Genomic DNA, 12,416 nt, shown 5'->3' on the forward strand with positions numbered 1-12,416 from the left:
CTATGTCCTAAAAAGTCAAGTTCTGTATGAAATTTACAAAAAAGAACTTGGACTAGCCAAGCTCATTCTTTTCTTACAATGATTTGTAAAGTTGACTTGCATTTTCAACAGTGAATCCATATTCTTTAAAGATACGGTCACCAGGTGCTGAGGCACCCCAAGTATCAATAGTAAGTGTTTTACCTGCAAGACCAACATATTTGCCCCAACCAAAGCTAGTTCCAGCTTCGATAGCCAAACGTTTTGTCACAGCTGCTGGAAGAACTTCTTCTTTATATGCAGCATCTTGTTCATCAAAGAGATTTTGTGATGGCATTGAAACAACACGAACATGCACACCTTCAGCTTCAAGAGCAGCCTGCGTATCAAGAGCCAATTTTACTTCAGAACCAGTTGCAATGATGATACCATCAAGATCACCTTTTGCTTCTGAGATGATGTAAGCTCCTTTATTGACACCAGTTTCAGCATTTTCAGCAGTACCATCAAGGACTGGCAAGTTTTGACGTGTCAAGACTAGCATTGTTGGACGTTCAGTCTCAGCCAAGGCACGTTTCCATGCAGCATTAGTTTCATTACCATCTGCAGGACGGATAACGTTAAGGTTAGGCATTGAACGCACACTTGCCAATTGTTCGATTGGTTCGTGAGTAGGTCCATCTTCACCAACTGCTACTGAGTCGTGTGTCATAACATAAGTTACTGGCAAGTTTTGAAGAGCTGCCATACGTACTGCTGGAAGCAAGTAGTTTGAGAAGACGAAGAAGGTACCACCATAAACACGAGTACCACCATGAAGAGCAATACCATTCATCGCTGCAGCCATAGCAAACTCACGCACACCAAACCAAATATTACGTCCAACATAGTTATCTGCTTGGAAATCAGACTCAGCCTTAACCATAGTATTGTTAGAAGCTGAAAGGTCTGCTGAACCTCCCCAGAATGAAGGAACTTGTTCAGAAATCTGTTGGATAGCTTGTTGGCTTGATACACGGCTAGCTACTGCTGAACCCAATTCATGAGCATTCAAGTTAACGTTTACAGGTTCATTTGCAAAGGCAGCCTTGTATTCAGTAGCCAATTCTGGGTAAGCAGTTTCATATTCTGCAAATTTAGTTTGCCAAGCATTTTCAGCAGCTTCACCACGGAATTTAATACCAACTTCAAAACGACGAGCAACTTCATCTGGAACTGTAAATGCCGGTGCATCATAACCGTAAACACCTTTTGCGTGATCAATGCCATCTTGACCGATTGGAGCACCGTGGACAGCTGATGTCCCTTGTCCTTCAGCTCCATAACCAATGATTGTCTTAACTTCAATGATAGATGGTTTATCTGTCTCAGCCTTAGCTTCTTCGATGGCTTTAGCAATAGCTTCCAAATCATTACCATCTTTGACAAGAATGTGTTGCCAACCATAAGCTTCAAACTTAGCCTTAACATCTTCTGTGAAAGCCATTGAAGTTGGTCCATCAAGTGAGATATCATTTGAATCGTAAAGAAGTACCAACTTACCAAGTTTAAGGTGACCAGCAAGACTGGCAGCTTCTTGAGAAACACCTTCCATCAAACAACCATCGCCATGGAGGGCATAAGTATAATGGTCAACAATATCAAAACCAGGTTTGTTAAATTTAGCTGCCAAGTGAGCTTCAGCCATTGCCATACCTACAGCATTAGCAATCCCTTGACCAAGAGGACCTGATGTTGCTTCAACACCATCAGTATGGTTAACTTCAGGGTGACCTGGAGTCTTAGAGCCCCATTGACGGAAATTCTTCAAGTCGTCCATTGTCACATCATAGCCAGAAAGATGCAATAGACTATAAAGCAAGGCAGAACCATGACCAGCAGAAAGAACAAAACGGTCACGGTTTGTCCAGTTACGGCTAGTCTTTGGATTAACATTCATCACATGGTTCCAAAGCACATAAGCCATTGGCGCTGCACCCATAGGAAGACCTGGGTGCCCAGAATTCGCGGCTTGAATTGCCTCGATCGAAAGCGAACGAATAGTGCTGACCGCCATTTGGTCAATTGCATCAAAAGTCATGATTCTAACTCTCCTTTTTTGGAAAAAAATGCGGAGCATACAGACTATTAGCGTCTGAGCTCTAGTTATACTATTTTAATTATAGCATATTATCTATCTCTTTGGGCAATCCAATTCTATTTGTGAGCCCCTAAACCTATAAAATACAGGACCTAAAGCGTTCGTTTTTACAAACCAATAGCATTTGTCTTATCCCAAGCAATTATTAAATCTATTCATCAAAAAAAGCCGAGGGAAACCCCGACTTTATGTAAAATTATTTAACGAAGTCAAGCAATGCCAAGAAGCTTTCAGCTTCAAGTGATGCACCACCTACAAGAGCTCCGTCAACGTCTGGACAAGCCATGTATTCAGCAACGTTTTCAGGTTTAACTGATCCACCGTATTGAACACGTACTTTGTCAGCAACTTCTTGACCAAAGTCAGCAGCTACAACGTCACGAACAACTTTACACATTTTTTGTGCGTCGTCTTGTGAAGCTGATTTACCAGTACCGATAGCCCAGATTGGTTCGTATGCGATTACTGTTGAAGCTACTTGTTCTGCAGTCAATCCAGCAAGAGCAGCTGAAACTTGAGCTCCTACGAATTCTGCTGCTTTACCAGCTTCGTAAGTTTCAAGTGATTCACCACAACAGATGATTGGAAGCATACCGTTAGCAAAGATTGCTTTTGCTTTTTTGTTGATGTCTTCATCAGTTTCGTGGAAGTAGTCACGACGTTCTGAGTGACCGATAACAACGTAGTCAGTACCGATTTCTTTCAAAACTTGTGGGCTAGTTTCACCAGTGAAGGCACCAGCATTTTCAAAGTAAGTGTTTTGTGCAGCAACTTTAAGGTTTGAACCTTTAGCAGCGGCAAGTACAGCTGTCAAGTCAACTGCAGGAGCTGCGATACCAGCTTCAACAAGATCTGATGAAGGAAGTTTTGATGCTACAGCTTCAACGAATGCTTTTGCTTCTTCTGGATTTTTGTTCATTTTCCAGTTACCAGCGATAAATGGTTTACGTGACATTTCACATACCTCTTCTTTTATTTATTTACTCGTTTATTTTATCACAAATCCCTTACTATTACTAGGATTTTAGGAAAATTCCGAAAACTCGACTTGCTTTATGATTTTTTTCACTATCAAAACTTAGCTTAAGCACCTTAAACAGTTTAAAAGTATAGAATCACAAGTATTTTTTAACACCAAAAAGAGCCGAGTAACCTCGACTCTCTCAATTATTGTCTGACGAATAATTGTATTGGGAACTTAATATTAATTAAGCTTCGATTTCAGATACGATACCTGAACCAACAGTACGTCCACCTTCACGGATAGAGAATGTTGTACCTTGTTCAACGGCGATTGGGTGGATCAACTCAACGTCGATAGTCACGTTATCACCAGGCATAACCATTTCAGTACCTGCAGGAAGTTCGATTGAACCTGTTACGTCAGTTGTACGGAAGTAGAACTGTGGACGGTAGTTGTTGAAGAATGGAGTGTGACGTCCACCTTCTTCTTTAGAAAGGATGTAAACTTCACCTTTGAATTTAGTGTGTGGGTTGATTGAACCAGGTGCAGCCAATACTTGACCACGTTCGATTTCATCACGTTGGATACCACGAAGAAGGACACCGACGTTATCTCCGGCAATACCTTCGTCAAGTTGTTTACGGAACATTTCAACACCAGTAACAACTGCTTTTTGGATTTCTTCTTTAAGACCAACGATTTCAACTTCGTCATTGACACGAACAACACCACGGTCGATACGTCCTGAAGCAACAGTACCACGACCAGTAATTGAGAATACGTCTTCGACTGGAAGCAACAATGGTTTGTCAGTGTCACGTTCTGGTTCTGGAATGTATTCGTCAACAGTGTTCATCAAGTCCATGATGATGTCTTCGTATTTAGAATCACCTTCAAGAGCTTTAAGAGCTGAACCTTGGATAACTGGAATGTCATCACCTGGGAAATCGTATTCTGAAAGAAGGTCACGGATTTCCATTTCAACCAATTCAAGCAATTCTTCATCGTCAACCAAGTCAACTTTGTTCATGAAGACGATAAGGTGTTTAACACCAACCTGACGTGAAAGAAGGATGTGCTCACGAGTTTGTGGCATTGGTCCGTCAGTAGATGCTACTACAAGGATCGCACCGTCCATTTGAGCGGCACCAGTGATCATGTTTTTAACGTAGTCCGCGTGTCCTGGCGCGTCGATGTGAGCGTAGTGACGTTTTTCAGTTTCATACTCAACGTGTGCAGTGTTGATTGTGATACCGCGTTCACGTTCTTCTGGAGCAGCGTCGATTGAAGCGTAGTCTTTTGGTGTGTTAACTGCGCTAGGAAGACGACGAGCCAATACAGTTGTGATAGCAGCTGTCAAAGTAGTTTTACCGTGGTCAACGTGTCCGATTGTACCAATGTTAACGTGTGGTTTACTACGATCGTATTTTTCTTTTGCCATTTAGGAAAAGCCTCCAATAAAATATATTTTATAGATAGACAGTAGGCAATACAGTCTAACTTTACTCTACTATTCTATCAAAATGTCATAGAATTGCAAGTATTTTATATAGTTTTCAGTTTTTCTTTAGAGTAATTACAAATATTCCTTTCACTAATTCTATTTCTACTGCTCCTATTAGCTTTCACTATATTCATACTACTGACTAACACCATCTAACGAAAAAAGAAGCCGTATTAACGACTTCTTCTTAAAGGTACGATTTTTTCATCTTGATTTTCCAATTCTTGAGTCTGAGATAACTCATCCTCAATCGCTTGAACAATATTATCACGCTTTTCATTAGCAGCGATGTTCAAGACAAAGGCTATCCCAACTGAAGTCACTAAAAGAGAGTTACCTCCTTGCGAAAGGAAGGGGAAGGTAACCCCTGTTGATGGAATTAGCCCTGAGATTCCTCCGATGTTAACGAAGACCTGCATTAGCATTAAGGCACCTACACCCAATGCCATCATAGAGTTAAAAGGATTTCGTGCCTTTACTCCCACAATCATAATACGAAGAATGAGGAAAAAGAGGAGGGCCAGAATCAAGCCAGCTCCGATAAGACCTAACTCTTCAATTGCAATTGAAAACACAAAGTCTGTTGTAGCTTCTGGGAGATAACCAGTTTTTTCAATCGAATTTCCAAGTCCAAGACCGAACCAGCCCCCATTACTCATAGCATAGTAGGAATGAGATAGCTGGAGACCAGATCCAGTCAAATCCTTGAACGGATTAAAATATGCTGCGAAACGCTTGGCAACATAACCGAAGATAGGTACCTTAGCCATGGTTTGAACCCCAACCAAGGCAATTAAACCAAGGAAGGCTGATGAAATCCCTACAATGCCTGCAAATAAGGCCGTGAACCAACGGTAGCCAACACCAGAAATTGAAAACATAACTACCGTAGTCAATACAATGATAGCCGCATTACCCAAGTCAGGTTGGATAGCAACCAAACCAATCATTACAAGCAAATAAACACGCCAGTCATTAAGTTCCTTACCATTCCTAGGAATCCATCTATTCTTCGTCAAGGCTTGGTAGTCATAACGTTCTATAGCAGACTGTTTTTTTGAAAAAGTGTGTGCCAAGAACCAGACAACAATGATCTTAAGGTACTCCGCTGGTTGGAAAGACAAGGGGCCAAGCACAATCCAACCATTGGCACCATTGATTTCCCTGGTGAAAAATTTGGCAATGACCAAAAGTAAAATCTCAAAGGCAATAACAACACCCAAAAGCTTATCTTTCCTGAGAAAGTTCAACTTCAGTCGGTAGATGAAAAAAATAGAGAACAAGGATACCAACCAAAAGGCTCCTTGGTTTATAACAGATGCGAAGGGATTAGCTCCCAAGGCTACTAAACGAGCACTTGTTGTTGAATACACTACTATTAAACCAACTATGGATAAGATTAAATAAGGTATCAAGATGGTGTAATCTAAAAGATGCTTCTTTTCAATTTTCATATCTTTAAAAAACTCATACTTTCTATTACGTTACTCTACATTTTCTCTTAAAATATAAAGCTAACAGCTTATATTATAACACTTTGATACCTTAAACTAAAGTAAAAGCTAAATTAACCGTTTTCAGGACTGGAAATTTGATTTTTTATCTTACCTTCAGATAGGTTTTACAATGAGCTTTCTTTGATAACTTTGCTACTTCTCATGTTTTCTTTTACGACAAATAAAAAACGGGACCAAAGTCTCGTTTTTTTTTTGTCTTATTTTGTACCGACACTGATACGATTAAGTGCTCGACGGAGAGCAACCTGAGCACGTTGAACTTCATCAATACGGTCAGATTTAGTTGCTTCTTCCAAGTCACGTTCGGCACGTTGCTTGGCACGTTCGGCACGAGAAACGTCAATGTCGCGTTCACGTTCTGCTGAATCGGCAACGATAGTAATAAAATCATCTTTAACTTCGATGATACCACCGTTTACGGCAATCCAATCGACGTGACTCTCGTCATCCACACGACGAACCTTGAGTTCATCCACTTCAAGTGGCGCAATCAAGTTAATATGGCCTGGCAAGATACCAATTTGACCATCTTTAGTAACCGCGTGGATAAAGCTGGCATGGTGATCATATTTCAGACCATCCGGAGTTACCACTTGTACGGTCATTTGTGCCATATCTTCACCTCATTAGTAGCCCATAGCTTTAGCTTTAGCTACTACATCCTCAATTGGACCTACGCTACGGAAGGCATCTTCTGGAAGATTATCATATTTACCTTCAAGGATTTCTTTAAAGCTACGAACGGTTTCAGCAACTGGAACATAAGAACCTGGTTGACCTGTAAACTGTTCAGCAACGTTAAAGTTTTGTGACAAGAAGAATTGGATACGACGAGCACGTCCAACCAATGTTTTTTCTTCGTCTGACAATTCATCCATACCAAGGATAGCGATAATATCTTGCAATTCACGGTAACGTTGAAGCACACGTTGAACTTCAGTCGCAACAGCATAGTGTTCTTCACCAACAATTTCAGGTGAAAGGGCACGTGAGCTTGATGCCAATGGGTCAACGGCTGGGTAAATACCCATTTGTGTCAACTTACGTTCAAGGTTGGTTGTTGAATCCAAGTGAGCAAATGCTGTAGCTGGCGCTGGGTCAGTATAGTCATCGGCTGGAACGTAGATGGCTTGGATTGATGTAACAGAACCTTTTTTAGTTGATGTGATACGTTCTTGCAATTGACCCATTTCAGTAGCAAGTGTAGGTTGGTAACCAACGGCTGATGGCATACGACCAAGAAGGGCAGAAACCTCAGAACCTGCTTGAGTGAAACGGAAGATGTTATCGATGAAGAGAAGCACGTCTTGACCTTCGACATCACGGAAGTATTCCGCAATTGTCAAACCAGTAAGAGCAACACGCATACGTGCTCCAGGTGGTTCGTTCATTTGACCGAAGACCATGGCTGTTTTCTCAATAACGCCAGATTCTTTCATTTCCCAGTAAAGGTCATTACCTTCACGTGTACGTTCACCAACACCTGTAAACACGGAAATACCACCGTGCTCTTGGGCAATGTTGTGAATCAACTCTTGAATAAGAACGGTTTTACCAACACCGGCACCACCAAAGAGTCCGACTTTACCACCTTTAAGGTAAGGGGCAAGCAAGTCGATAACTTTAATCCCTGTTTCAAGGATTTCAGTAGATGTTGACAATTCATCGAAAGTTGGTGCTTTTTTGTGAATTGGTTCACGCTCTGCATCTTCTGCAAAAGGTGCTTCCAAGTCAATGGTATCACCAAGAACGTTAAAGACACGTCCAAGGGTATCTTTACCAACAGGAACGCTGATTGGACGACCAGTGTCCAGAACTTCTAGTCCACGAGTCAATCCATCAGTAGATTCCATGGCAATGGTACGAACCACACCTTCTCCAAGTTCAAGAGCTACTTCGAGCACGATACGTTTAGACTTTTGTTCATCAGTATAAACGACCAATGCATTGTTAATCTCAGGGAGTTTATCACCAGCTGCAAACGCTACGTCTACAACAGGACCAACAACCTGAGCAATTTTGCCTGAGCTCATTGTTTTCTCCTTATGATAGTTTTTTGGATGACAATCATCCCTTTTTCATGTGTGTCTAATTAAGACAAATCTCTAGCTATTCAAGTGCACTTGCACCACCAACAATTTCAGTAATTTCCTGAGTGATGGCAGCTTGACGCGCACGGTTATATTGGATTGTCAAATCGTTAATCACATTCTTAGCATTATCAGTGGCTGTCTGCATTGCAGTCATACCCGCTGCGTGCTCAGCTGTTTTGGCATCTACGATAGCACCGTAGATAAGACTCTCCGCATATTGTGGTAAGAGTTGATCCAAAATAGTGTCACGATCTGGTTCCAATTCAAACTTGGTCAACACATGACCTTCTGATTCATTGGGATCCAAATCAGCGATAGGAAGCATTTGTTCCACACGAACTTCGCTAGACAAACTGTTAACATGGTGGTTATAGCACACATAGAGTTCGTCAAAAAGTTCATTTTGATACATTCCTACAGCTTTAGAAATGATTTTTCCGACTTGATCAAAACTAGGTTGATCTTCAAGGCCACGAAGTTCAAAAGCAACATTCATGTTACGAGCCTTGAAGAAATCTGAACCTGTTCCACCAATAGAAATGATAGCATATTCATCTTCAGAATCATGGTCACGTTTAATCATGTCCAACACAGCTTTAAGAATTGTTGAGTTATAACCTCCAACAAGTCCTTTATCTGAAGTAATGACAATGTAACCTGTCTTACGAACTGGGCGTGCATCCAACATTGGATTTGACGAACCATTAATCAATTCTGAATGTAGAAGATCTGTTGTGATCTGTCTAATTTTTGAGGCATAGATTTGGAAATCTTTAGCAGCTTGCTCAGAACGTGTCAATTTTGAGGCAGAAACCATTTGCATGGCTCCCGTGATTTGACTCGTTTTCTTAGTTGAAGCAATTTTTGCTTGGATTTCTCTTAGAGAGCCTGCCATATGCTGTCCTCCCTATTTCTATTTGTATTCTGACTGATCTTTGAAAGCTTGGATAGCTTCATTAAGTACAGATTCCTCAGGAATATCCTTAGTTGTACGAATAGTTTCAAAGATATCCTCATGGTGACTATCAAAGTAGTCATAGAGTGCTTCTTCAAAATCCAAGATTTGATCAACCGGAACACTATCCAAGAAACCGTGTGTCAAAGCGTAAAGGATAACAACTTGTTTCTCAACTGGAAGTGGTTTATGAAGCGGTTGTTTCAAAACTTCGATTGTACGACGACCACGGTTCAATTTCGCTTGAGTCGCAGCATCCAAATCTGAACCAAATTGCGTAAAGGCTTCAAGTTCACGATATGAAGCCAAGTCAAGACGAAGTGTACCAGCAACCTTCTTCATCGCTTTAATTTGCGCTGATCCACCTACACGTGATACGGAAGAACCCGCATCAATGGCTGGACGAATACCTGAGTTAAACAAGTTTTCTTGCAAGAAGATTTGTCCATCTGTGATTGAGATAACATTTGTTGCGATATAAGCTGAGATATCTCCGGCTTGCGTTTGGATGATTGGCAAGGCAGTAATTGAACCACCACCAAGATCATCTGAAACTTTAGCTGAACGTTCCAAAAGACGTGAGTGGAGATAGAAGACATCCCCTGGGTAGGCTTCACGACCTGGTGGACGACGGAGAAGCAATGAAAGTTCACGATAGGCCACGGCTTGTTTAGACAAATCATCATAAACAATCAAGACGTGTTTTCCGTTATACATGAACTCTTCAGCCATTGCAACACCAGCGTAAGGCGCGATGTAAAGCAATGGTGATGGTTGTGATGCTGAGGCAGTCACAACGATTGTGTAATCAAGAGCACCATGTTTACGAAGCGTTTCTACTTGTGTACGAACTGTTGATTCTTTTTGACCAATAGCCACATAGATACAGATCATATCTTGACCTTTTTGGTTCAAGATCGCATCAATGGCTACTGAAGTTTTACCAGTTTGGCGGTCTCCGATGATCAACTCACGTTGACCACGTCCAATTGGAACCAAGGCATCAATGGCCTTAAGACCAGTTTGCAATGGCTCAGAAACTGATTTACGTTGCATAACACCTGGAGCAGGTGTTTCAACTGGACGGAAACCTGTTGTTTCGATGTCACCAAGACCATCAACTGGTTGCCCAAGTGGGTTTACTACACGACCAATAAGGGCTTCACCAACTGGAACTTCCATGATTTTTCCAGTACGTTTAACAATATCGCCTTCACGAATTGCTACGAAATCCCCCAAGATAATGATACCGACATCATTAGTTTCAAGGTTTTGGGCCATACCATAGGCACCATTTTCAAATTCGAGCAACTCACCACTCATGGCATTATCAAGACCACGAGCACGTGCGATACCGTCACCGATATAGGTAACGACACCAGTTTCAGTGACGTCAAAGTTTGGCTGGAAGTTTTCAATTTGCTTTTTAATTAAAGCGCTAATTTCTTGTGCGTTAATTGCCAAAAGTCACACCACTTTCTATTTCAAATTCGTTTTAAAGGTTTGCAATTGACTGCGAATTGACGTGTCAACAACCTTATTTTTTGCTTTGATGACGAATCCTCCGATGAGGTCCTCATCAATTTTTTCTACTAAACGACGTGTCTTAATCTCAAATTTTTGTGAAACAATTGCCAAAAGTCGGGCTTTTTGTTCCTCAGACAAGGGACTTGCTGATGTCACTGTAACATCGTAAGTATTGTCTTCTTGATCAAAGAGCTCAAGGACCAATTTCAACACATCATAGAGAATGTTGGCACGGTCATTGAGTAAGATTACCTCAAGAAAATTGTTCATATACACTGAACAAGACTCTTGAAACAAGCTCAAACTTTCTTTTTTAGCTTCACTTGTCACATTTTCCTGCGACAAGAAGGTTTTTAGATTTGTTTCAGCAAAAACTGTTAGGATTTGCCTTACTTCTTCTTGGATTGTTGACACGGCGTCTTGTTCAAAAGCGACTTCTACCAGACTTCTGGCATATTGCTCAACAAGAGCTTGTGTTTTCTTATCCATTAAGCATCTCCTAATTGATCAAGATAGCTATCAATCAAGTCAGATTGCGCTTTAGCATCAAGGTTTTGTTTCATAACTTTTTCCGCCAAGAGGACAGTCAAGTCTGCAACTTCACCTTTAACGCCAGCAAGTGCTTCCACACGGCTTTGGGCGATGTCTTGATTTGCTTTTTCTTTCAAGCGTTTAGCTTCATCATGTGCTTCTGCAATGATTTTTGATTCTTGAGTTTTACCAGTTTCCTTGGCCCCATCAATAATTTGAGCTGCCTCAGTGCGAGCACCAGCCAACTCATCTTGACGTTTTTGTGCCAAGCTTTCTGCTTCTTGACGAGCATTTTCAGCACTATCAATATCTGTGGCAATTTTCTTTTCACGAGCAGCAAAGATTCCTGTAATTTGATCCCATGCGAATTTACGGATGAGGTAATACAAGAGAAAAACTGAGCCGAGTGTGATAATGATATTACCAAGTGTCGTACTATTAATAAGTATTGACATTTCATTTCTCCCTTTCTTAATTATTCTTCGTTGACTTTATCACCAATATAGTTTGAACTTAGGATAATAAAGACATAGGCTTGGATAAAGCCGATAAAGGCTGAAAAGGCAACCCAGACAAGGTTCAAAGCAAAGGATACAGGTGCTGCAAAAGCAGACCAGGTCACCAATTGAAGAATCAAGCCAGTAAGTACCTCACCAGAATAAATGTTACCAAACAAACGCAAGGCCAATGAAGCAAGGTTGGTTAATTGTTCCAAAATGTTCATTGGGAGCATAGCTGGGTATGGTGAAAGGTAGCCCTTTAGATAGCCTTTAAACCCTTTTTTACGGATCCCCTCAATATGACTAATGAGGGTAATAATCAAAGAAAGAGTGATAGTAACACCGAAGTTCGATGTTGGAGAAGTCCAAAAATTGTAATGCTCACTTTTTACAGACACAAGCAAACCTAAGTTGTTTGCTGTAAAAACAAAGGTGAAAATTACAAACAAGAGCAAACTATAATTCTTCGTGAATTTCCCAAGACTTTGAGAAATGGTACTATTCACAAACTCATAGATGAACTCAAGCACATTTTGTTTTCCCTTTGGTTTAATGGTCATCTTACGACTTGACCAAAAAACCACTCCAAAAACGATAATTACTGTCAAGAGAGACATGGCAAGGACAGTCAAGTCAAAATCAATCCCAAATAATGAGACGGTTGGATTACTTGTAGTTTCCACTGCTCATCCCTCCTTCATCTTTT

Annotated in this window: 11 protein-coding genes; all 11 read right to left on the bottom strand. The window is 41.0% G+C overall.

The window, feature by feature from the left end; genetic code table 11:
• Positions 1-73: 73 nt before the first annotated feature.
• Positions 74-2,059, bottom strand: a complete 1,986-nt coding sequence (tkt, locus tag H7U01_RS01195) for a transketolase (protein WP_201040951.1) — start codon at positions 2,057-2,059, stop codon at positions 74-76.
• 256 nt (positions 2,060-2,315) lie between these two features.
• Positions 2,316-3,074: a triose-phosphate isomerase gene (tpiA, locus tag H7U01_RS01200; RefSeq protein WP_002890214.1), complete on the bottom strand. Its 759-nt coding sequence runs from the start codon at positions 3,072-3,074 to the stop codon at positions 2,316-2,318.
• A gap of 253 nt (positions 3,075-3,327) precedes the next feature.
• Complete coding sequence (tuf, locus tag H7U01_RS01205; RefSeq protein WP_002890213.1) at positions 3,328-4,524, bottom strand: elongation factor Tu; 1,197 nt, start codon at positions 4,522-4,524, stop codon at positions 3,328-3,330.
• Between the two features lie 236 nt (positions 4,525-4,760).
• The gene (gene ftsW, locus H7U01_RS01210; protein WP_037599630.1) at positions 4,761-6,041 is read right to left on the bottom strand and encodes a cell division peptidoglycan polymerase FtsW; all 1,281 of its coding nucleotides are present in this window, start codon (positions 6,039-6,041) and stop codon (positions 4,761-4,763) included.
• Positions 6,042-6,301: 260 nt separating this feature from the next.
• Positions 6,302-6,718: a F0F1 ATP synthase subunit epsilon gene (locus H7U01_RS01215; protein WP_002890211.1), complete on the bottom strand. Its 417-nt coding sequence runs from the start codon at positions 6,716-6,718 to the stop codon at positions 6,302-6,304.
• A gap of 12 nt (positions 6,719-6,730) precedes the next feature.
• Entirely contained in the window at positions 6,731-8,137 is a 1,407-nt protein-coding gene (gene atpD / locus H7U01_RS01220; RefSeq protein WP_002890209.1) for a F0F1 ATP synthase subunit beta, read from the bottom strand.
• A 76-nt stretch (positions 8,138-8,213) separates the two neighbouring features.
• Positions 8,214-9,092 (bottom strand): F0F1 ATP synthase subunit gamma, encoded by an 879-nt coding sequence (locus tag H7U01_RS01225; RefSeq protein ID WP_002890208.1) that lies wholly within the window; start codon positions 9,090-9,092, stop codon positions 8,214-8,216.
• Between the two features lie 18 nt (positions 9,093-9,110).
• Entirely contained in the window at positions 9,111-10,616 is a 1,506-nt protein-coding gene (atpA, locus tag H7U01_RS01230; protein ID WP_060933918.1) for a F0F1 ATP synthase subunit alpha, read from the bottom strand.
• Between the two features lie 15 nt (positions 10,617-10,631).
• Positions 10,632-11,168 (bottom strand): F0F1 ATP synthase subunit delta, encoded by a 537-nt coding sequence (locus tag H7U01_RS01235; protein WP_002885901.1) that lies wholly within the window; start codon positions 11,166-11,168, stop codon positions 10,632-10,634.
• Positions 11,168-11,665 (bottom strand): F0F1 ATP synthase subunit B, encoded by a 498-nt coding sequence (gene atpF, locus H7U01_RS01240; protein ID WP_014634008.1) that lies wholly within the window; start codon positions 11,663-11,665, stop codon positions 11,168-11,170. Before atpF ends, H7U01_RS01235 begins: the two co-directional genes overlap by 1 nt.
• A gap of 20 nt (positions 11,666-11,685) precedes the next feature.
• Positions 11,686-12,393, bottom strand: coding sequence for a F0F1 ATP synthase subunit A (gene atpB, locus H7U01_RS01245; RefSeq protein WP_002885921.1), 708 nt, complete (start codon positions 12,391-12,393; stop codon positions 11,686-11,688).
• Positions 12,394-12,416: the final 23 nt, after the last annotated feature.

Origin of the sequence: Streptococcus sp. 21.1 (genome assembly GCF_016648635.1) — a bacterium.
Lineage (GTDB): Bacteria > Bacillota > Bacilli > Lactobacillales > Streptococcaceae > Streptococcus.